This window comes from Succinivibrio faecicola (assembly GCF_019448115.1).
GTDB lineage: Bacteria > Pseudomonadota > Gammaproteobacteria > Enterobacterales > Succinivibrionaceae > Succinivibrio > Succinivibrio faecicola.
Genome location: NZ_JAGFNY010000016.1, coordinates 20,320 through 43,562 on the forward strand (window position 1 = coordinate 20,320; position 23,243 = coordinate 43,562).

Consider the following 23,243-nt stretch of genomic DNA (forward strand, 5'->3'; position numbering starts at 1 on the left):
CCCAAACTTATAATAGCATGACTATATATTTTTCAAAATATTTCAATAAGTTGCGATACAATTATATTTGTTGTGGATCACTCTTTTTTCTAAGTATCTACTTAAGAGTATAGGATAAAAATGCGGTTTTGCGATAAACTGTTATCCAGTACTATAATTCTTTGTGTGTTGTATAAAAAAAACAGTACAAAAGCTGTTTTTGTTGTCTAAACATCGATCTGTTGGTATTATCCCTTGTCGATGATTTTGTTGAATTGTTTTTTAGGTATGTATGGATAAGTCGCAGTTTGAATACAGATTTGAGCGCATGATTAAGTTCATCGCAAAACAATATAAGCACGCGACTGATATTATGCCTAAGGACTCAGCTGAATTCTTATCAATTCTTCCTATTCTTCTGCACTACAATCATAAATATCTCCCAGGTTACAGAAACGGCTCTGTTCCTCATGGAATAGATATGTTTGTTCCAAATGAAAAACAAAGAGAATATCTACGTGCCCACAATATAGATCCTGATGAAAAGGTTGAAACCTATTATCCTATATATGGTCTTTATTCTATGGGCAGTACATCTACAATTGCTCAGGGGCCTGATTCCGACCTTGATATTTGGGTGTGCATAAGTAAGGAAACTCCAGATTTTGAGATAAACAGACTGTCTGAAAAATGCCGATTTATCTCAGCATATGCAAAAGCTTTGGGTGTAGAGCTCAACCTGTTTGTTACTGTAGAAGATCGCTTTGCGAACGGCTCTCACGGCACAATGGATACAGAAGATTGTGGTTCTGCTCAGAGTCTTTTTTTGCTAGATGAATTCTATAGAACCTCAATGAGACTGTGTGGTCGATATATAGCATGGTATATGATTTCATCAGAAGATGAATATGACGATTACCAGAAAGCTCTTATAGAATTTTATAAAAGCGATTTTATTGTGCGCGAGCAATGGTTTGATTTCGGTTCTGTAGCAAAATGTTCTCCAGAAGAGTATTTCGGTTCAGGTTTGTGGCTTGTATATAAGGGTATTGATAGACCATTTAAAGCTCTTCTCAAGATACTTTTAATGGAAGCTTATGCAAGTGAGTATCCTAATACAAAGCTGCTATCACTTGAACTTAAGGATCTGATCTTTAAAACCAAGGGTAAGGTTCAGTTAAAACTTGATCCATATTATCTGATGTTCAAAAAGGTATCAGGTTATCTGTTATCTATAGGTGATTTTGAAAGAATAGATCTTGTAAGAATAAGTTTCTATTCAAAAATTAAAAATGCATTAGATCATTTAACCAATAGGAGAGCTCTTATAAGAAGGCAGACTTTCTTAAAATTCATTACAAAAACATGGAAGTGGTCTGAATCTTATATTGATACAATAAACAACCCAGATAAAATTTCTGTAAATGAATCAATCTACAGAGTAAAAAAGCTTTTTCTCTCTCTTCTTGAAAGTTATAAATCACTGCTACGTTTCTGTATGGACCATAACATTGAATTTGCTATTACGTCCGACGATGCTGGTGTTTTATCTAGAAAGATTTATTCAGCATACGAAAAATATCCTGGAAAAATTGTAATTATCAAATCAGCTTTAGAAAATATCCATCAAGAAAAGAATCTTACATTAGTAAAACCATCAAAGTTTTCCTTATGCAATCATGGTTGGCATGTATTTGCCAATGCGCAAAATTCAATAGAGATCCTTGAATCAAAAGCACTGTATGTGACATCAAGTATTGTTGAAATGGTATGCTGGGTAAGTGCAAACGGTCTTTTAGGTGATAGAACAAATCTGTTTATCAAATCACCAGATAGCAGTGTAACTGAAGAAAAAATCAAAGCTCTTTGTGAAGACATCAGACAGTTTATTCTTTCTGCTAATTTAAGTGTAAAAGAATCAGATCTGCAAAAACCTCGTCAAATTATTAAATCAATGGTTGTTGTTAATTTCCATAAGGATGCGACATCGAAATTCATGATTTCAACATCTGATCTTGAGATTGGTTCTGCTTTAAGTCTTGGTCGTCAGAAGATGTGCCTAATAGGTTCTGTTGATGTCATTAACTTAAACTCATGGGGTGAGATTTCTTGTAATTCATTCTCAGATGGAGAGTCTGGAATAGCCGATGTTCTAGCATCACTTATTAAGTCACAAAAAATTGATGATACCCATGAGGAGATCTTCTCTCCTTTAGAGTTTATTAAAGTATGTTCGTATTCAGATTCTCACCGAGATCTTATCAGATACGATTTAGAGGCTGTGATCAGAGGCATTTATAATTGTATTAACGGTTATGATTCAAATCATGTATTCGCTCTTGGCCATAATACCTATGAAGTTGTTTCCGATGCAGATAACAATTTGTCATTGGTAAAGCGTTTTTCCTTTAAGGCATCTCAAGATGATGTGACCATTCTGTCTAGATTCGGTATGCGCCCTGAATATGCTTTGCAGGTTCCTGATGTTGTTGAAAGATCATCAACAGAAGGTATTATTCAGTATTTCTTTGTAAAGCACGTAGATATTTACGATATATATATTGTAAATGAACGAAATGAAGTAAAAATTTATCGAAATTTCAAAGGTTCTCGTACAGCCTTGGTAAACGAAATCAATCGTTTTTATGCTCAGGAATATAAGAACGAAGATAATTCATTAAAACTTAATTTCAATCTTCCTCAGTATTTTGTTTTAAACAATGAAATGACAAAGGTAAAACCATTCTCTATTATGGTTTCACAGGACAATTAACTGAGAATACGAAGCGATAATCTTAAGAATTCTACAGAATCTCACCATAATGGAATGATTTTTCAAATCTTCGGATAATTTATTCTTTTTTGTTATACTAGCAAAAGAATTTTTATAAGGGTTTTTACATTGAAAACAATATTGATTTTATCTGTCCTTTTATCTGCATTGGCTATAAACGCATGCGGAATTAAAGGCTCTTTGTATATCGAAGATGAAGCTTTGATGGCAGAGCAGAAATAAGAGTAGTTTATAAATTTAAAAAAGAGAAAAATAAATGGATTTTTTTAATTTTAAAGGCAACAGTCTGTTTGCAGAAGATGTTGAAATCACATCTCTTGCAAAAGAGTATGGAACCCCACTTTATGTATATTCAAAAGCAACATTAGAACGACACTTAAATGCATTTGAGTCTTCTTTTAATGGTAAAAAACACCTTGTATGCTTTGCTGTAAAGGCTTGTTCAAATCTTGCTATTTTAAATTTAATGGCAAAACTAGGTGCAGGTTTTGACGTTGTATCAGAAGGTGAGCTTCGCAGAGTAATTGCTGCAGGTGGCGACCCACATAAAGTTGTTTTCTCAGGTGTAGGTAAGACCTATTCTGAAATTGAGTATGCTTTATCTGTTGGTATCAACTGTCTGAACATTGAATCAGAAGAAGAGATTGAAACTGTTGTTGCAGCTGCAAGAAAACTAGGTGTTGTTGCAAATGTTGCTCTTCGTGTAAATCCAGGTGTTGATGCAAAAACACATCCATATATTTCAACAGGTTTAAAGAATAACAAATTCGGAATTACAGAAGAAAACGCATTCGATCTTTATGTAAAAATGTCTAAGATTGACTGTCTGAATATTTCTGGTATCGACTGCCATATCGGCTCTCAGATGACCTCTGGCATGCCTATTATTGAAGCCACTGATAAAATTGTTGCTTTATACAATAAATTATTATCAGCAGGTATCAAAGTAGACCATATCGATATGGGTGGTGGTCTTGGTGTAACCTATGACAATGAAACTCCTCCAACACCATCAGAGTACATTGCTCCAATTTTAGAAAGATTAAAGAGTCTTGATGTTGCATTGTACTTAGAGCCTGGTCGTGCAATGGTTGCAAATGCATCAGTTCTTCTTGCAAAGGTTGTTTATCAGAAGAACAATGGCGACAAGCATTTCGTAATTACAGATACAGGTATGAATGACATGATCCGTCCTGCTTTATATGGCTCATGGATGACAATCATCAATTCAACAATTCATGAGGATATACCCGAAGTAGTATCTGATGTTGTAGGCCCAATCTGCGAGAGTGATGACTTCCTTGGTAAGGAAAGAAAACTAAAGGTTAAGAACGGCGATATTCTTGTTGTTCGTGGCGCAGGTGCTTACGGATCTTCAATGGCATCAACATACAATTCAAGAAGACTTCCTTGTGAGGTTCTTGTTGATAAGGATAAGTCATATGTCATTAAAAAGCGTCAGACTTTTGAAGACATCTGGAAGGATGAGTGCATCATCAAATAAGAGGTCTCTATGCTTTTAAAGTTTACAAAAATGCATGGACTGGGTAATGACTTTATGGTTGTTGATGGCGTTACCCAAAAAGTCTTTTTCTCACCTGAACTGATTAAAAGACTTTCAGATCGTCATTTTGGTGTAGGGTTTGACCAGCTTTTGCTGGTTGAACCACCATTTGATCCTGATCTTGATTTTCATTATAGAATTTTCAATGCAGACGGATCAGAAGTACAGATGTGCGGCAATGGTGCTCGCTGTTTTGTAAGATTCGTAATAGATCATCATCTTACAAATAAAAGAGAAATCAAGGTAAGTACCGTATCAGGTGTTCTTACTTTAAAACTCAATGACGATGATACAGTTACTGTAAATATGGGGAAGCCTCATTTTGATCCTGCTGTAATTCCTTTTAAATGCGATAGAAAAAGTTTACAGTACAGTATTAAGCTAAAAGATGGAACTGTATTTTCTCATGGTGCTGTATCTATGGGAAATCCTCATGCAACTATCTTTTTTGATGAAGATGTTCAGGATTCAACAATACAGAAGTACGGTTCAGAGCTTGAAAATCATGAAAACTTTCCAGAGCGCGTAAATGTGGGATTTGCCCATGTGGTTGATTCTCACAGCATTAATCTTCGTGTATATGAAAGAGGTTGTGGTGAGACATTAGCCTGCGGAACAGGTGCCTGTGCTGCAGCTGTTATTGCTATTACTCAGGGGCGAGTCAAATCTCCTGTTACAGTAACTCTACCTGGTGGTTCACTGAAGATATCATGGGATGGAAATGAAACATCAAGTGTAATGATGTCAGGCCCTGCTACACGAGTGTTTGAAGGAACCATCGTTATTTAATAGCTTATGAAAGAACTCGTTGATGGATTTTTAGATTACATCATTTATGAAAAGAAGCTATCTGATAAAACAGTAGACTCTTACAGACGAGTTCTGCAAAAATCAGTTGATGCTCTTAGCCTTGAATATGGATCCAATTTCAAGTGGGAACAATTTGAGGAAGAGCATATGAGATACCTGCAAAAGGAATTTAATTTCGGTACAGATGATGAAAGACTGAATAATAATTCTGTTGCACATGATCTGTACGCTTTAAGCTCATTTTTCAGGTTTCTTATTAAAAGAGGCGTACTAAAGGATAATCCTACAAAACTAATCAAGGTACCTAAGGTCAAAAGACTTTTACCTGATACACTTACATTAAATGAGCTTAATACACTTCTTGACTATGCTCCAAAAGATCTAAAGGAGCTTAGGGATAATACGATAGCCGAACTTTTGTTCTCATCAGGACTTCGTGTATCGGAACTTGTGGCTCTTGATCTGAACAGCATAGACTTTACAACAAACGAGGTAAGGGTTCTTGGAAAGGGATCTAAAGAGCGCGTTGTTCCTGTTACAAAAATAGCAATTTCAAAGATTAAAAGATATCTTGAATTGCGCCATGAGTTTAATCCAGATTTAGAGGAAAAAGCATTATTTCTAAATCGCTTTGGCAGAAGACTTACCTCTAGAGCTGTTCAGCAGAATCTAGATGAGCTAGCTAAAAAATCAGGAATCATGACGCATTTAAATCCACATAAGTTAAGACACTCTTTTGCAACAGGATTACTGCAAGGAGGCGCTGATCTTAGATCTGTTCAGGAAATGTTAGGTCACAGTTCACTTGCTGCAACACAGATTTATACACATCTGAATTTTGAGTATTTAAAGAAAGTTTATCTTGATGCTCATCCATTGAATAAAAAGGACTGACAGTGAAGTTTTACAAATCAATAAACCTTAATAGCATTAAGGTATTATCTTTTGATCTTGATAATAATATATATGATTGTCAGTCAGTTCTTTGCGCTGCAGAAAACTGGTTTTCTGAATATCTGACTGACAGATATAATCTTATGCCTTTTTGCAATGATTACTCCTTTTGGGCAAAGATTAAAAAAGATCTTCTTTTGCAAGAGCCAAGACTTGAAGATGATGTAACTTTACTAAGAGCAAAGAGTTTGGTAATTGCCTTTGAGTACCTAAAACAGCCTTTAAAAGGTGGTCTTGAAGAGGCCAAGGATCTGGTTTTAGAATTCATTAAAAAAAGATCAGCCGGATCTGTTAGTATTGAAGTTGTACAAATGCTTGAGAAACTCAAACAGAAATATCGAATGATATCTGTCTCAAACGGAAACCTTGATCCTCAAATTTTAAAAATAGATCATTTGTTTGAATATGACTTAAGACCGAAGATGGGCGTTTTTAAATGTAAACCTCATTTGGATCTTTTCAAAGAATGCTCAAGGATAACAAAAGTTTCTCCACATGAAATTCTGCACATAGGCGATGACCCATATACTGATGTATACGGAGCAATCTGCGCTGGTTTTAACTGTGCATGGCTTTATAAAGGATATACAGGAATTTCAAATGATGAAAAGCATTTGAAAGTTCTACCTCATATTCAACTTGATAATATTCTCGAATTGGATTCGCTTTTATAACATAAACGGATGATAAATGAGTGATTTAGATTTACTTGATTCTGCACCTGTTGCCGATGAGTCAAAAATTCTAGAAGGTCTTAATGATTCCCAAAAGGAAGCTGTAAGCTCTCCTTTGTGCAATGCTCTTATTATTGCAGGAGCAGGAACAGGTAAGACTAGGGTGTTAGTCAGCAGAATTGTCTATCTTATTTCTCATTACCAAGTAAAGGCAAGAAACATCCTTGCAGTAACATTTACAAATAAAGCTGCAAAGGAAATGCGCGAGAGAATAGGTATGTACCTGAATGCTAATGATACCCACCATCTATGGGCAAATACATTCCACTCTACATGTTTACGATTACTAAGAGCCTATGCAACTCAGGCTGGGTTAACTCCTGGATTCTTGATATTAGATACCGATGGACAGAATTCACTTGTAAAAAGAATAATGCTGGATCTCAAGATGGATATAAAGGAGATAAAACCATCTGAATTTGCTTCAAGGATCAGCAGCCTGAAAGAAAAGGGTATGAGAGCTGATGATTTTCAAAAGAGAGTAAACTATATAAAGTATACCAATAAAAAAAAGAGTGGTACTATAGAAAAGTTAGCTTTGGTTTACAGCGCATATGAAAGGATCTGTAATCAGGAAAATTCTGTAGACTTTGCTGAAATTCTATTAAGAACAGTCGAGCTTTTAAGATCAAACTCAGCTATCAGAGAAATTCAGAATGAACGATTCAAGGAAATTTTGGTGGATGAGTTTCAGGATACCAATTCTATTCAGTACGAGCTTTTGACACTGTTAGCAGGAAAAAATTCTCATGTAATGGTTGTAGGTGATGACGATCAGTCAATCTACAGTTGGCGTGGTGCAGACTACACAAACATGAAGAAATTTTTAAATACTTTCCCTGATGTTCATCAGTACCTTTTATCACTGAATTATCGCTCAACTCAGAATATTCTCGATATGGCAAATACTCTTATTGAGAAAAACTTTGAGCGCGTTATGCTCAAAAATTTAAAAGGAAACAATGGTACAGGTTCTCTGGTTTCCATTTTTAAATGTGCTAACAACAGAGTAGAGGAATTATCTGTTGCAAAAGAGATCCAATCCTTAAAGGATCAGGGCGTAAAACTTTCAGATATTGCTGTTCTATACAGAAACAACTATCTGTCATTCGGCTTTGAACAGGCACTGACAAAAGCAAAGATTCCTTATGTTATATATGGTGGTCAGAAGTTCTTTGAGAGAGCTGAAATTCAGTCTGCTCTTGCATACTTAAAGATCCTTGTAAATAAAAAAGATGACACTGCTTTATTAAGAATAATCAATCTTCCTGCAAGAAAGATTGGACCAAAAGTTGTTGAGAGTCTTCGCAATATAAGCAATGAGCACAGCTGCTCAATCATTGAAGCTATTGAATATCTTCATGAATATGTATCTTCATCAGATGCTGCAAAAGAATTAAAAACTCTCTATTCTAAGGTATCAGCCTTTTATAATCTTTACCTTGAACTACTCTCTAAAAAAGAAACGATGAGACTTCATGAGTTTGTTCATCATATGCTGACACTAACAGGTCTTTATGCTTTCTATTCAGAAAAAGATGCTAAAGAAGGAAAAAGTGAAGAGGACAATTCTAGATACAAGAATTTAGGTGTTTTAGTATCTAATGTGAAGGAATTTGAAGCATCAGTAGATCAAGGTGAAGTATCTGTTGATTCTGAAAATTCAGCTAAAGTTGAAGATCAGCTGACTCTTTATCTGACAAACATTACTTTAGTATCAGGTGGAGAGATAAATGAAAATGGCTCAGCTGAGACTATGCCATTTGACTGTGTAAATTTAATGACAATCCATGCATCTAAAGGTCTTGAGTTTAAATATGTCTTTATCTGTGGATTTGAGTCAGAGATCCTTCCATCATCAAGAAAGAGTTCAAGTGGAGATAACTCTTTAGAAGAGGAAAGACGACTTGCATATGTAGGAATTACAAGAGCAAAGGAGCAACTTGTTATTTCATACGCAAATGCAAGAACAATGTTTGGAAAGAATGAGCAAAAAGGAGCAAGTTCTTTCATAAATGACATTGTTGAAAGCTATGAGAATTCTAAAAATAAGCCATATAAGATTGTCACAAAGATATAATTATTTTGGTGTAGCTAAAAAGGCTACACCTAGTAATGTATCTATCTTTTGATAACTGTGCTTTATCTTTGTATTTATCAAAAAAGCATACTTAAAATAAGCAGTTATTTAAAATAGATAAAAAGTATCTACTAAATTTTTTCAAAAAAAAGTGGACTTTAAAAAAAATGTGATAGAATTAACGCAGTAATCCATTCGATTGCGATATCAAATTTAAGGTCCTTATGCGACCTTTTCAACACTGGAATTATCCATTTTTATTTTTTAATAACCAACCCCACTGTATTCTCCATACAGATCAGGGTGATTTCGTTGAAATTTATGAATCTAACCGAACTTAAAAATACTCCTGTCGCACAGTTAGTTCAGATGTGTGAGCAGAATGGCATTGAAAATGTCGCCCGTCTAAGTAAAAAAGAAATCATCTTCCAACTATTAAAATACTGTTCAAAGAACGGTGAAGATATTTATGGTGAAGGTGTTATCGAAATTCTTCCAGATGGTTTTGGTTTTCTAAGAAGCGCAGACAGTTCTTATTTAGCAGGACCAGATGATATTTATGTGTCACCAAGCCAGGTAAGAAAGTTTAACCTAAGAACTGGTGATTCTATTTCAGGAAAAATCAGACCTCCAAAGGAAGGCGAAAGATATTTTGCTCTGCTCAAAGTAGATTCAGTAAACTTTGACCAGCCTGAAAACTCAAGACATAAGATCCTTTTTGAAAATCTTACTCCTTTATTCCCACAAGAAAGATTGAACTTAGAACTTGGTAATGGTTCAAAAGAGGATTTAACCGCAAGAGTTATCGATCTTGTTTCCCCTGTAGGTAAAGGTCAGCGTGGTCTTATTGTTGCTCCTCCAAAAGCAGGTAAGACAATGCTTCTACAGAATATTGCACACTCAATTTCTACAAAGAACCCAGAGTGTACTCTTATCGTTCTTTTAATTGATGAGCGTCCTGAAGAAGTTACTGAGATGCAGCGTAATGTAAAAGGTGAAGTTGTAGCTTCAACCTTCGATGAGCCTGCAGCACGTCACGTTCAGGTTGCAGAAATGGTTATTGAAAAGGCAAAACGTCTTGTTGAGCATAAACATGATGTTGTTATCTTAATGGACTCAATTACCCGTTTAGCCCGTGCATACAATACAGTTTCTCCATCATCAGGTAAGGTTTTAACCGGTGGTGTTGATGCAAACGCACTTCAGCGTCCAAAGAGATTATTCGGTGCAGCACGTAATGTTGAGGAAGGTGGTTCTTTAACAATTATTGCAACAGCCCTTATCGATACAGGCTCTAAGATGGATGAAGTGATTTACGAAGAGTTCAAGGGTACAGGTAATCTTGAATTACATCTATCAAGAAAGATTGCAGAAAAGCGTGTTTATCCTGCAATTGATGTTACCCGTTCAGGAACAAGACGTGAAGAGCTTATTACAACACCTGATGAGCTACAGAAGATGTGGATCTTAAGAAAGTTCCTACATCCTATGGGTGAAATTGAAGCTATGGAATTCCTCATTGACAAGTTATCAATGACAAAGACAAATGATGAATTCTTTACTGCAATGAAGCGTAGCTAAAACATAGTTCATAAAAACGAAGGCCTCCATCTGGAGGCCTTCTTGCAAGTTATCTTTTCTTATTTATTCTCGCCTTTTTCATGTTCTTTAATTGCATGATAAACGGCTTTTGCTAAGAATACATCCATCTTATCTCCGTTGTGCTCAAGCATTTTTGGGAACATTGAAATAGGGGTTGCACCAGGGAAGGTGTTGATTTCGTTTATCAGAATACCGTCTTCTTTTGATAAGAAGAAATCTATTCTTGAAAGATCACGTAGTTTCAAGCCAACGAAAGCACGTCTTGCAAGATTCTGAATTGTATGAATTTCTTCATCGGTTAAGCCTTCAGGTTCAACTGTAGTTGTGGTACCTGAATCCTGTGAGTATTTCTCATCATAGGTATAGAACTTATTTTCAGGAATAATGATTTCACCTGGTTTTGAAATTTTTAACTCACCGTCAATTTCGTAGGCTGCTACTTCAAGCTCGCGATGAACAATATTCTTTTCAATTACAACTTCAGTGCTGTATGAGAAAGCTTCAATGATGCTATCCCAAACATCATCTCTCTTGGTTACATGGTAACAACCAACAGATGACCCCTGAGAAGCAGCTTTAACATAGATGTCTTTGTATTTATCAAAAAACTCTAATGCAATCTGCTTGTACTGCTCGTTAGGCAGTGGAATGATTTTATATGGGCTATTTGGAATTCCTAAAGAATCTAAGTGTAGTTTTGTTGTATTTTTATCAAAACAATAGCGGCTTGCCTGAGAACGGCAACCAATATAAGGAATATTTAAAATCTCAAGGAATGACTGGATATCGCCAGTTTCGCCTGGTACACCATGGATACATGGAACAACGCAATCAACATCAAACTTATGATTGTCAAACACAAAAGTCTTGTTGTTATCAAAGTAACCTGGCTTATCTTCTACTAAAAACTGATTGTTGTGAATAACAGCCTTTAGCACATAGAAATCTTCAGTTTTGTTTAATTGTTCTTCAATAAATGAAGCTGAAAGCAGAGAAATATCGTGCTCAGCGCCATCTCCGCCACATAGTAATAAGATATTGGTACTCATTTTGAATCCATTATTAATAAAATTTTGTGTAATGATATGCTAATAAACGGAAAAGAAAAAGTATTGATTTTATAAAAGTGCACACAGCACACAAAAGAAACAAGAAAATTTCGATTGTGTGCTTTAGATATGGATTATTGACTAGTTTAATGAGTTTTCAATTAGCGCTTTTAATTCATTTTTAGGAAGAGCGCCAACCTGACGGTTGATGATTTCACCATTCTTGAAAAGTACAAGATTAGGGATACTCATAACACCATATTTTGCAGCATTTGCTGAATTCTCGTCGATATCTACCTTTACGAATTTAACATTAGGTAGTTCTTCTGCTAAATCCTCAAGATATGAACCAACCATTCTGCAAGGACCACACCATGGAGCCCAGAAATCTACAAGTACAGGTTTATCTGACTTGATTACTTCAGCTTCAAACTGCTCATCATTGATATGAATTAACTTGTCACTCATATTATTTCTCCTTTTTTTCTAATAGTAGCATGAAAAGGATTGTAAAGTGGCTTATGAAATTAAATATCACTTGTGAAGCTCATCAAAGCTATTAACATTAAGCTTTTTAATAAGATAGTTGAGTAACATTCCGTAAGCTGGGACAAAGATAGATAAATTTGCCACAATTTTTACTAGATAGTCTACGGTTGCAATTTCAACAAAGTTCTCTGCCATGAATGCATCTGGCCCATTCATGAAAGCTACTGCAAAGAAGATATATGTATCAATCAAGTTTCCAAAAACTGATGAGCAGATAGGAGCTAGCCACCATTTTCTATTCTGTCTTAATTTCTGGAATACAAGAATATCAGCAAGCTGTCCTGCTAGATATGCAGTTAATGAAGCTAATGTAATTCTGAATACAAACACTGAGAAATTACTGAGATTTGAAAATCCCTGGAAAGTGCCGTGCTCGAATAATGTTCCTATAAAGTAGGACAGAATAAGACCAGGCATTGTTGCAAGGAAAACTACTTTTCTTGCATTTCTCTGTCTGAAAATTCTAACTGTCAGATCGGTTGTTAAAAAAATGAAAGGATAAGTAAAGGTTCCAACCGTTGTATTGATACCTGCGATGTTCAGAGGGATCTGAACAGCGTAATTACTCAATACAATGATAAAAATATGAAAAAACCAAAGCTTATATAAAGGGAAAGTAAATGTTGCCATTTTCGTTTCAGTGATAAAAAAAATAAATACAAAAGCGCGATTTAAAACCACGCTACCTGTCAAAAAGACAGTATATTGTATGACAAATAGCAGTAAAAAAAGTAAAATAATTTTGTTTGCAGGTTAGCTAAAAAACTCACATCTGGAGAAAAAATGAATATTCATAAGCAGCTGGTTCTGATAGATGGTTCCTCTTTTTTGTATAGAGCCTATCATGCATCAAAGAATGGCTTTACAAATTCTAAAGGCCAACCAACAGGTGTTTGCCTTATTATTACAAAGATGCTTCAGAATATCCTAAAGAAATTCTCTAACTCTGATTTCATTATGATTTTTGATGCTAAAGGAAAATCATTTAGAAATGAGATTTATTCACAGTACAAGGCAAATCGTCCTCCAATGCCAGACGATCTTCGCTCTCAGATTGAATATGTACATAAGATTGTCAAAGGATTAGGATTTCCCCTTGTTTCAATAGAAGGCGTTGAGGCCGACGATGTAATTGGTACATATGCATCAAAGGCAACAGAAAACAACATTAAAACCATTATCTGTACTGGAGATAAGGATTTAGCTCAGCTTGTAGACAAGAATATTACCTTATATGATTCAATGAACGATGTTTACTATGATGAAACAGGCGTTGTTGAAAAATTTGGTGTAAAACCATCTCTTATCATCGACTTTTTAGCTTTAAAAGGCGATTCTTCAGATAACATTCCAGGAATGGCTGGCTGTGGTGATAAAACAGCAGTTTCTTTATTAAATGAGATTGGTCCAATCAGTGAGATTGAAAAGAATCTAGACAAAATACCTACACTGTCATTTAGAGGTGCAAAGACATTTAAAGACAAATTCGTAAATGCCCTAGATTCAATTCATTTGTCATATACACTTGCAACCATCAAAAAGGATGTTGATGTTCCTTTTGAGCTTGATGATGTCCCAGAGCTTGCTACAGACTATGATGCTCTGATAGATATTTTTACTGAACTTGAATTCAAGAAAATACTCATTGAACTCAAATCACAAAGAGATAATGGATCATCTGCAGATAAAGTAGAAGAAAAGGCGGAATCTTCAGATACTAAATCTGAAGAAACAATGGTTTCTTTATCAGATAGTAATTCTAATCTTATTGATTACAGAGAATACGGCGCTTCATTTGTTTTAGTTGATACTTTAGAAAAGCTGTTAGCTCTCGTTTCAAAAATCAACAGTGCTCAGTTTGTTGCATTTGATACAGAGACAACTTCACTGAACACAAGAGATTGCAAAATTGTAGGTATGTCCTTATGTATGCACGAGGGTGAAGCTTTCTATATTCCTATCAATCACTGCTACATAAATGTGGGAGCTCAGCTTGATCCTGAAATCATAAAAGAGCTTCTTATTCCTGCATTAAACAGAAAAGATCTCAAGATCATAGGCCATAACATTAAATTTGATCTTGAAGTAATGCATTATCAGAGCATGGATTTAAATCTTGGCAATATATATGCTGATACCATGATCCTAGCTCATCTGCTTGATAGCAGTGCAGCTGTAAATATGGATGATTTAGCAAAAGCAGTTCTGTCATACAAAACAATATCTTATGAAGAAGTTGTAGGTGACAAGAAGAAGGTTCTAATCAGCCAGTGTCCTATTGAAAAAGTCCTTGATTATGCAGCAGAAGATGCAATTGTCACATTCCGTTTATACAAGGAATTAAGCCAGAAACTTTTCTTATCCAAAAAGGATACAGAGTTATTCTTTGATATGGAAATGCCTCTTTTGAAGGTTCTTTATAAAATGGAACTCAATGGTGTTTATGTAGATAAGAATGAATTAGAAAAACAGAATGTTGTACTAAAAGAAGAGCTTGTAAAAATACAGTCTCAGATTTATGCAAGCTGTGATTGCGAATTCAATATCTCATCTCCAAAACAGCTCTCAGAGGTTCTGTTTACAAAAATGCAGATCCCTTATCCTAAGAAAGTAAAAGCAGGAGCAAAACTGTCCACTTCAGAGGATATTCTTGAGGCAATAGCTCCTAATTATGATGTTGCAAATCTGATTTTAAGATACAGAGAACTTAGCAAGCTTATTTCAACATATACTGAAAAGCTGCAGACAATCATTGATGAGACAACAAAACGCATCTATTCTTCATTCAATCAGGCAGGAACCGTAACTGGCAGATTATCAAGCTCTGATCCTAATTTACAGAATATTCCTGCAAGAACTCCTGAAGGAAAGAGCATTAGAAAAGCTTTCGTCGCACCTTCTGGATATACACTTGTCGCAGCTGATTATTCTCAGATAGAACTTAGAATAATTGCTCATATGAGTGAAGATCCAACCTTAATAAAGGCTTTTAATGAAGGATATGATATTCATAAAGCAACAGCAGCAGAGGTTTTACAGATCCCTCTTGAAAGCGTAACTTCAGAGCAACGCTCACATGCTAAGGCTACAAATTTTGGTTTGATGTATGGAATGAGTTCTTTTGGTCTTGCAAAGCAGACTCATATGAGCCAGAGCGAAGCTAAGGTATATATGGAGCGATACTTTGCAAGATATCCAAAGTTGAATTCATTCATGGAAGAGATTAAACAGTTTGCAAAGGCAAATGAATTTGTAAAAGCAGTGGATGGAAGAAAGATCTGTACTCCAAACGTAAATTCATCAAATGCACTTATGTCAAAAGCTGCTTTAAGAGCAGCAATTAATGCTCCTATGCAGGGATCTGCTGCAGACATAATCAAGATTGCAATGATAAGAGTGAATGAATGGATAGATTCATTACCTGAAAATACTGTAAGAATGACTGTTCAGGTACATGACGAACTGTTGTTTGAAGTGAAAAATGAATTTTTAGATACAGCTATATCACAGATAGAAAAAATCATGTCAGAGGCATATAAACTCAAAGTTCCTCTGATTGTTGGAGTAGGAGCAAGCTCAAATTGGGCAGATGCTCACTAGAAATTCTTCTCCATTTTTCGCTGAACTAGCTTTAGTTCATTTCTATCTATTTTTATGTAGCTGAAATTTGAATCCCACATACCGAGACCTAATCGGTATGTGCCCTCTCCAAATGCATTATCTTCTCCACCGTATACATGGAAGTGACCATGGATGAGAAGTTTGCATTTTGCTTTCTCCAAAAACATCCTGCCAAGTTTTTTCACATTTGGATTATTAAGGTGTCTTTCAAGATCGTTTCTAGATTCTCTGTTTTCTGATTTATTGCGGATTTTATTGCCGATGTTTTCTCTTGTTGATAGAGGAAGACACATAAAGACCGCTTTAACTAGTGGATTATTAGAGAAACGTTTAAAATTCTGATAGGACCTGTCCTGAGCACAAAGCTGATCTCCGTGCATCAGTAGAGCATTACCATTGACTGTTGGAATTGCATAGAAATCTGAAATCAGAGTCATACAAAAGTAGTCAGCGGCTTTACTATCCACCAGAAAATCACGATTTCCTCTTTGGAAAAGAGTTGTTACTCCTCTTGCATGTGCCTTAGAAATAATAGCTCTGATTTTCTGATGGAAAGCTGATTTAGGATCAAGACCAACAAATACATCAAACATATCTCCAAGAATGATCAATCGATCATTGAGAATAAGTGTTTTATCATAGAAATTAGCCAATGCGTTTAGTAACAGAGGTTTATTCTCTGATAAATGAAGATCTGCAATGATGTATGTAGCCATTTTATTTCCTGAAATTAAGCATCAAAAGTTGCGTCAAGGATTTCAATTGTCTCTACAGGAACGTCCTGATAGTAAGAAACTGTTGTAGTCTTTGATTTTTCAATCTTATCAACTACATCCATACCCTGAACAACTTTTCCGAATACGCAGTAGCCCCAACCGTTCAAATCTTTTGATCTGAAGTTTAAGAATGAGTTATCAACAGTATTGATAAAGAACTGAGCAGTAGCAGAGTGCGGATCCTGTGTTCTTGCCATAGCAATTGTTCCACGATCATTCTTTAAACCATTATCTGCTTCGTTCTTGATAGGAGCGTTAGTTGGCTTGTTGTCCATATCAGCAGTAAGGCCGCCACCCTGAATCATAAATCCTTTGATAACGCGATGGAAAATTGTTCCCTTATAGAAACCTGACTTTACATACTCTTCAAAGTTCTTTGCAGTAACGGGAGCCTTGTCATAATCAAGCTCAATAACGATATCACCTAAATTTGTTTTTAAAGTAATCATAATATTTTTTCCATTTATTGAAGATTAGATAGAAAAATTTTACAGTGAATAAACGAAAACTGCTAGTAAAAGAAGAAATGATATCGTTAAAAACGGTCATTTTTTTCTAATTGTCATTATCGCTCTCAAATTTTTGCTAAAATACTCACATTAATTTTTGTGGAATAAAAATTTCAAGAGAATAAATATGCTTAAGATTTATAACACCTTGACTAGAAGCAAACAGGAATTCAAGCCAATTGAAGAGAATAAGATTGGCATGTATGTCTGTGGTGTTACAACCTATGATTTATGTCATATCGGTCATGCTCGCACCTTTGTAAATTTTGACGTGATTGTACGTTATTTAAGATTTTCAGGTTACGATGTAACTTACGTAAGAAACATCACCGATATTGATGACAAGATCATCAAGCGTGCTAATGAGCGCGGTATAAGTGCAAAGGATCTTGCAAATCAGTATATTGATGAGATGCATAAGGATTTTGATTCTCTTAATATCAAACGTCCTGACATTGAACCAAAGGCAACGGAAACAATAGAAGAAATCATTGCTTTTGTTCAGAAGCTAATCGACAACAAGAATGCATACGTATCAGAAAATGGTGATGTTGTATTCGATATCAACTCATTTAAGAATTATGGCAAGCTTTCAGGTCAGATCCTTGATGAACTGCAGGCAGGAGCAAGAATTGAAGTTGCAAAGAGCAAGCACAATCCATTAGATTTCGTTTTATGGAAAATGTCAAAAGAAGGTGAACCATACTGGGATTCACCTTGGGGTAAAGGAAGACCTGGTTGGCATATTGAATGCTCTGCAATGAACAACAAGTATTTAGGTTCAGAGTTTGATATTCATGGTGGTGGTTCTGATCTGATTTTCCCTCACCATGAGAATGAAATTGCTCAGAGCTGCTGTGCAAATCATACTTCATATGTACATTACTGGATGCACTCTGGTATGGTAATGATCAATGAAGAGAAGATGTCTAAGTCTTTAAACAATTTCTTTACAATTAGAGATGTTCTCAAGACTTATGATGCAGAAACTGTAAGATTCTTCCTTTTATCAGGTCAGTACAGAAGCCCTCTTAACTATTCTCAGGAAAATCTTGATAAGGCAAGAGCTGCATTAAACAGATTCTATACAACCCTACGTGATGTTAAATCAATCAAGGAAGTATCAGGTGATGATGAGTATGTTGCAAAATTCAAGGAGTACATGGATGATGATTTCAATACTCCTGGTGCAATATCTGTACTGTTTGATCTTGTAAAACAGATAAATAAGTCTGATGATGAAACTGCAGCTGTTTTAGCTGGCAGATTAAAGCAGCTATCTTCAGTATTAGGTATTCTTGAACAGGATCCTGCAACATTCTTAATGTCTGGCGCTAACAATGATGATGCTCAAGAGATTGAGGCTTTAATCAAAGAGCGTAATGATGCAAGATTAGCTAAAGACTGGGCAAGAGCAGATGCTGCAAGAGACAAGCTTAAGGCTATGAATATTGAGCTTGAGGATGGACCTAACGGTACAACATGGCATCGTAAATAATATATAGCCTTTTAGTTAATATATATTTGAAAAGTGTTGATAACTTCATATATCAACACTTTTTTTATATTTTCTTTTAAGGATTTTTACATATTTGTCCTACTCTTAACATATAAGCAAAAGGATAAATATGTATTTAGAAAAAGCAGTTATTGTTAATTTCAGAGGTATAAGAAAGCTCTGCGTTGATTTTCAAGAAGACAGTACAGTTCTAATTGGTGAGAATCACTGGGGTAAAACATCATTATTACGTGCTTTGTGGATGGTGTTAGGTCAGGGTGAACAGCTGTGTAAGTTTACTAAAGAAGATTTATACGTTCCTATAGAAGTCTCTAACGAAAATCAGATCTTTGATTTTAATGAAAGCGATACACAAAGACCTCCAATAGACTTTACGGAGAAATCGTATTCTGTAAATTCAGATAACCTTTCTACAGAAAAGAGGCATCCTTTTGCGAGATTTTTTAATCCTATTCTAAAAAGAAGTAGCTTAAAGAAACTAAATAAAAATAATGATGCTAGAAAAAATGATAAATCATTCTTTGACGATCTGAATAAGTATATAGATAAACATTTACCTGAAATTGAAAAGGCAGATCAGTATGATTCTACAGATAGACATATAAGAATAGATCTGTACTTTAAAGAATCTCTAGTTAGCGATAAATCAATATATGATGAGTCTTTAAAACCTTACTGGTATTTTGATAAGGATGGGCAGTATTCACTTCATTATCAGATTGTTGCCTTTCAGGATGAAAATCTAAACAAGTTTGTAACAAGACATTCTTTATTGAATCAGAATAATCAGACTCATAAATTTGATGAATGTTTAAAGAAAGCTATTCTAACAATCATAAAGCTAAATCCTGTATTCAGACTTCGTGATAGCCGTATGGAAGCTGCTAATACAACAGGTTCTTTTTACAGCAAACAGCCAAAACTAAAAGAGCTTTTAGACAAGTTATCAGAAGATAATGAATTATCCGCAGAATATGTAAATTCAGTGGTGAACGGGTTAGTTTCTAATTTTGGATCTTTTGTTGAAAAATATTTAACCTGTTATACAAGTTTAGATGACAAAAAGGATGAGAAAACTCAGAAGCGTAATCTTGATGACATCGTAAGAAGACCTGTATCCCTTGAGTCTCTTTCAAATATCAAAAGAATGTTAAAAGCTCCTGGTATAAATAAATCAAAAGCTTTAGCCTCCTATATTTCAATCAATATGCTCATATCAAACAAGGATAGAGAAATTGATCCTAACAGTCAGCCAATAATTATTCTTGAGGATATTGAATCTCGTTTTCATCCATCTTTACTTCTGTCTTTGTGGTCGATTCTTGAACAGACTCAGTCTCAAAAAATTGTTACCACTAACAGCGGTGATCTGCTTTCATCTATTCCCCTTGACAGTTTACGCAGATTAGACAGAAGAGTTTACGACACAATCTGTTATAAGATTGAGAAACATTCTTTAAGCTATGAAGATTTAAGAAGAATAGCTTTTCATATCAGACTTAACAGACCAATGGCGCTTTTTGCAAGAACATGGCTACTTGTTGAAGGTGAAACTGAAGTCTGGTTGCTTACACAGATTGCAAACATTCTTGGTGTATCTTTGCCATGTGAAGGTATCAGAATCATTGAATTTGCACAATGTGGCTTAAAACCACTGATTAAACTAGCATTAGAGCTTGGAATAAATTTCCATGTTTTAGCAGATGGTGATGAAGCAGGAAACAAATATGCTGATACAACAAGAGCTTTTATTGGTAAAAAGAAACCTGAAAAATATCTGACTGTATTGCCACATAAGGACATTGAGCATTATCTGTATGCAAATGGCTATGAAAAGACATTTAAAACAGCGTCAGGACTGGTTTCTGGTAAGTTTTTTCAAAAGAAAAGTAGCTCTATGGACAAAATAATTGATGCTGCCATTAGAAAAAAGAGTAAACCGGGGCTTGCTCTTTTATTAGTTGATGCAATTCAGAAAAAAGGTTTTGGGGGGATCCCAAAAGAGCTCATTCAAATGATTGAAACAGTAAGGCTACTGTAATATCTCAGATACAAAAATGCTCTGATTCTGTAAAGAAATCAGAGCATATATCAAATCAGAATATCAAATATTATTTGACTTCAGCTTTTAATCCGTGCTTTTGAATTAGCTCTTTTAGATCGTTAGCTCTGTCCTCACTTGCAGGATGAGTGCTTGTAATTCTGTTTAAGAATGCAGATGCTGCATTTGGCTTATCGCCAGATTCAGCTTGAGCTTTCTTTTCGAACTGATTCATCTTCTCCATAACAGTAACTGCACCGTTAGGATCGAAGTTTGCCTTATACATAAGCTCAAGGCCTAATTTGTCAGACTCGCTTTCCTGATCACGAGAGAAAGGCATTGCAAATGCAGCTTGATATGCAACGTTAGCTGTATTTGTGATTGACTTCTTTACACCAAGTAAAGATGCAAGTTTTGTAGCTGAAGATTGTAATTCTGCTTGGCTTCTTTGTTCTCTTAAATGCTCTTTGATAGCATGAGAAATTTCATGGCCAATAACAGCTGCAAGCTCATTATCGTTTAACTTTAGAGTGTCATTTAAACCTGTATAAACAACAATCTTTCCACCTGGCATACACCATGCGTTAACTGTTGACTCTTTAATGGTATTAACTTCCCAGTTCCAGCCTTTGCAGTCAGCTCTAAGCTCTGGTGCTACCTTGATTAAGCGATCTGATATCTTTTTAACTCTGCTGTAGAACTTCTTATCAGCGTTTAAAGTTTTCTGTGCTTTTGCCTGAGCTAAAACCTGATCGTAACTTTCCTTTGCTTCTTGATTTAACTTTTCTTCAGAAATCAGCATAAGCTGACTTCTGTCATCTCCAAACATAGAAGTTGTGTTAGTTGTGCATCCCTGAAGATATAAGGCAGATAAAATAACTGCAATAATAAATTTAAATTTCATTTTTGTGTCCAGAATTTAAGAAAAATGTGAGCGTATTTTATCACTTTTTTTGGCTTATTCTAGATTTTGAATCTGCTCTCTCATCTGCTCGATAAGCACCTTTAAATCCACTGCAATTTTTGTTAACTCAATTGAAGATGCCTTTGATGCAAGTGTATTAGACTCACGGTTAAGTTCCTGCATCATGATGTCTAATCTCTTACCTACAAGACCACCTTTTTGAAGAATATTTCTAACCTCAGCAATATGAGCACATAGTCTGTCATATTCTTCTTGAACATCAGCTTTTTGAGCTGCTAAGACAACTTCCTGTTCAATTCTGTTTTCATCAACTTCAATATCAAAAGAAGCAATCTTATCAAGAAGTTTCTGTCTTTGATCTGAAACGATTTTATCTAGCATTGGTTTGATTTTCTGAACGCAGGTTTCAACGTTATCAAGTAAAGAAAGTAAGGAAACTTTTAGTTTTTCTCCTTCCCTTTTTCTGCTTTCTATTAGCTTTTCAAGAGCTCTTTTAAATCCATCATTAAGCTTCTTTTCAATTTCTTCATTTAATCCACTGCCGTTCTTGAGAATACCTGGTGTATTAAGTATCTCCAAAGCATTTATCTGAGCAAAATCGATGTGCTTCTTTATGGTGTTTATGCTTTTTGCAAATTTCTCAAGTTCAGTATCATCAATTTGTGACAGTTCTGAACTGTTGATAAGCGTACTAACAGTACATTCAATTTTTCCTCTTTTCAGATATTCTGCACACAGTGCTCTGAAATTTGATTCAAGGTGAGCAATATTGTCTGACAGCTTGAAGTAAGCATCTAAAAATCGATTGTTTACTGTTTTAACAGTAATAGAAAAAGAAAGTTCATTTGAATTATATTGAACGCTTGCAGCGCCGGTCATGCTAAAGATTGAACTCATAAGAATCCTATTAAAATTAAGAAATTGCTAAGCTGCTTTATAAAGCCGTTAGTTATACAAAGCAAATCAGAAAATTATTCCATGATATTAAGTTAATGCAAAATTGTTATCATGAATTTACTCCTAGTGCTTCTGTAACATCTTTTAAGAATTTTGGCTTATTAAATTTAATATCAAAATCCTTTATCATTATCTTTGTTTTATCTTCAAGCATGAAGCTAAAAGTTGGATAAATGACTAATTCTTTTTTGTAATCTTGGTTTTGCAAGTATATTTTATCTTTATCCAAAACAATTTGTATTGAATGTGATTTTAGAATATTTTCTAATTGATAGATTAGATTAACTTGGTTTGAGTATGAATAAGGCGAAGGAGTCTTTCCTTCAACTCCCCATAAAAGAAGATCAAGTGCAGCTGTTCTGTCTAATTCTCCATGAACAAATTGATTTCTATAATGCTTTAAACAATTGCGACAAGCATAATCACAGTTACAAGAATTTAGAATAATCTTTGTCTTTTCAATAAGTTCCTTAATTCTAGTGCTCAAATTAGTTGAGTATCCTGCCCCACTTGATAACTGGTCATACAGATATATGTCAGAACATGTAATTCCATTTTCTTCTCTTAATCTGAAACCAGTATTCAACTCAGTAAAATCTATATCTAATAATTGACTTCCTGCTAAACGCAATGCTTCAGCTACAGTCTGAGATGCTCTTTTTAACCATGTCATACACGATTCATTATTAGAGAAATCTTTATTACTCGAGTTTCCCAGATAAAAAATTTAATTAAACCTAGATACACTCTAGTGTTGATGCTCTTTAAAAACTTGTATTG

The 23,243-nt window shown here is 34.9% G+C and carries 19 protein-coding genes; 11 read left to right on the forward strand and 8 right to left on the reverse strand.

The genetic code is table 11. The features are described from left to right. Positions 1–271: 271 nt before the first annotated feature. The 8 genes from J5V48_RS05735 (at position 272) to rho (ending at position 10,496) form a co-directional block, all read left to right on the forward strand. The gene (locus tag J5V48_RS05735; protein ID WP_219937615.1) at positions 272–2,752 is read left to right on the forward strand and encodes a class I adenylate cyclase; all 2,481 of its coding nucleotides are present in this window, start codon (positions 272–274) and stop codon (positions 2,750–2,752) included. A gap of 141 nt (positions 2,753–2,893) precedes the next feature. Then, complete coding sequence (locus tag J5V48_RS10080; protein WP_418896168.1) at positions 2,894–2,995, forward strand: lipoprotein; 102 nt, start codon at positions 2,894–2,896, stop codon at positions 2,993–2,995. 34 nt (positions 2,996–3,029) lie between these two features. After that, entirely contained in the window at positions 3,030–4,277 is a 1,248-nt protein-coding gene (lysA, locus tag J5V48_RS05745) for a diaminopimelate decarboxylase (protein ID WP_219937617.1), read from the forward strand. Positions 4,278–4,286: 9 nt separating this feature from the next. Beyond that, entirely contained in the window at positions 4,287–5,126 is an 840-nt protein-coding gene (dapF, locus tag J5V48_RS05750; RefSeq protein WP_219937618.1) for a diaminopimelate epimerase, read from the forward strand. A gap of 6 nt (positions 5,127–5,132) precedes the next feature. Further along, entirely contained in the window at positions 5,133–6,041 is a 909-nt protein-coding gene (locus tag J5V48_RS05755; protein ID WP_219937619.1) for a tyrosine recombinase XerC, read from the forward strand. A 2-nt stretch (positions 6,042–6,043) separates the two neighbouring features. Next, entirely contained in the window at positions 6,044–6,775 is a 732-nt protein-coding gene (locus J5V48_RS05760; RefSeq protein ID WP_219937620.1) for an HAD-IA family hydrolase, read from the forward strand. Between the two features lie 16 nt (positions 6,776–6,791). After that, the gene (locus tag J5V48_RS05765) at positions 6,792–8,915 is read left to right on the forward strand and encodes an ATP-dependent helicase (protein WP_219937621.1); all 2,124 of its coding nucleotides are present in this window, start codon (positions 6,792–6,794) and stop codon (positions 8,913–8,915) included. Positions 8,916–9,236: 321 nt separating this feature from the next. After that, positions 9,237–10,496 carry a transcription termination factor Rho gene (rho, locus tag J5V48_RS05770; RefSeq protein ID WP_219937634.1) on the forward strand — a complete coding sequence of 420 codons (1,260 nt, stop codon included), beginning with the start codon at positions 9,237–9,239 and terminating at the stop codon, positions 10,494–10,496. 59 nt (positions 10,497–10,555) lie between these two features. Here rho and J5V48_RS05775 read toward each other — a convergent pair whose 3' ends face one another. The 3 genes from J5V48_RS05775 to J5V48_RS05785 all read right to left on the reverse strand — a co-directional run bounded on the left by J5V48_RS05775 (position 10,556) and on the right by J5V48_RS05785 (position 12,745). Continuing rightward, positions 10,556–11,566, reverse strand: coding sequence for a D-alanine--D-alanine ligase (locus tag J5V48_RS05775; protein ID WP_219937622.1), 1,011 nt, complete (start codon positions 11,564–11,566; stop codon positions 10,556–10,558). Positions 11,567–11,707: 141 nt separating this feature from the next. Further along, positions 11,708–12,034 (reverse strand): thioredoxin, encoded by a 327-nt coding sequence (gene trxA, locus J5V48_RS05780; RefSeq protein ID WP_219937623.1) that lies wholly within the window; start codon positions 12,032–12,034, stop codon positions 11,708–11,710. 66 nt (positions 12,035–12,100) lie between these two features. Then, positions 12,101–12,745: a 7-cyano-7-deazaguanine/7-aminomethyl-7-deazaguanine transporter gene (locus J5V48_RS05785; protein WP_219937624.1), complete on the reverse strand. Its 645-nt coding sequence runs from the start codon at positions 12,743–12,745 to the stop codon at positions 12,101–12,103. A gap of 153 nt (positions 12,746–12,898) precedes the next feature. Between J5V48_RS05785 and polA the strand changes: the two genes are divergently transcribed. Further along, positions 12,899–15,715 carry a DNA polymerase I gene (gene polA / locus J5V48_RS05790; RefSeq protein ID WP_219937625.1) on the forward strand — a complete coding sequence of 939 codons (2,817 nt, stop codon included), beginning with the start codon at positions 12,899–12,901 and terminating at the stop codon, positions 15,713–15,715. Here polA and J5V48_RS05795 read toward each other — a convergent pair. Further along, positions 15,712–16,452 carry a UDP-2,3-diacylglucosamine diphosphatase gene (locus tag J5V48_RS05795; RefSeq protein WP_219937626.1) on the reverse strand — a complete coding sequence of 247 codons (741 nt, stop codon included), beginning with the start codon at positions 16,450–16,452 and terminating at the stop codon, positions 15,712–15,714. The genes polA and J5V48_RS05795 overlap by 4 nt on opposite strands. Positions 16,453–16,466: 14 nt before the next feature. Then, positions 16,467–16,961 carry a peptidylprolyl isomerase gene (locus J5V48_RS05800; protein ID WP_219937627.1) on the reverse strand — a complete coding sequence of 165 codons (495 nt, stop codon included), beginning with the start codon at positions 16,959–16,961 and terminating at the stop codon, positions 16,467–16,469. 187 nt (positions 16,962–17,148) lie between these two features. On the opposite strand from J5V48_RS05800, the gene cysS reads away from it, so the two are divergent. Together cysS and J5V48_RS05810 are read left to right on the forward strand one after the other, a co-directional pair. Beyond that, a complete protein-coding gene (gene cysS / locus J5V48_RS05805) occupies positions 17,149–18,519 on the forward strand; it encodes a cysteine--tRNA ligase (protein WP_219937628.1) in 1,371 nt (456 codons plus the stop codon). 130 nt (positions 18,520–18,649) lie between these two features. Beyond that, complete coding sequence (locus J5V48_RS05810) at positions 18,650–20,581, forward strand: DUF2813 domain-containing protein (protein ID WP_219937629.1); 1,932 nt, start codon at positions 18,650–18,652, stop codon at positions 20,579–20,581. Positions 20,582–20,651: 70 nt separating this feature from the next. Here J5V48_RS05810 and J5V48_RS05815 read toward each other — a convergent pair whose 3' ends face one another. From J5V48_RS05815 to J5V48_RS05825, 3 genes are all read right to left on the reverse strand, one after another. Continuing rightward, complete coding sequence (locus J5V48_RS05815; protein WP_219937630.1) at positions 20,652–21,485, reverse strand: M48 family metallopeptidase; 834 nt, start codon at positions 21,483–21,485, stop codon at positions 20,652–20,654. 54 nt (positions 21,486–21,539) lie between these two features. Then, positions 21,540–22,403, reverse strand: coding sequence for a YicC/YloC family endoribonuclease (locus J5V48_RS05820; protein WP_219937631.1), 864 nt, complete (start codon positions 22,401–22,403; stop codon positions 21,540–21,542). Between the two features lie 109 nt (positions 22,404–22,512). Continuing rightward, a complete protein-coding gene (locus tag J5V48_RS05825) occupies positions 22,513–23,136 on the reverse strand; it encodes a DUF1998 domain-containing protein (protein ID WP_219937632.1) in 624 nt (207 codons plus the stop codon). Positions 23,137–23,243 lie beyond the last annotated feature (107 nt).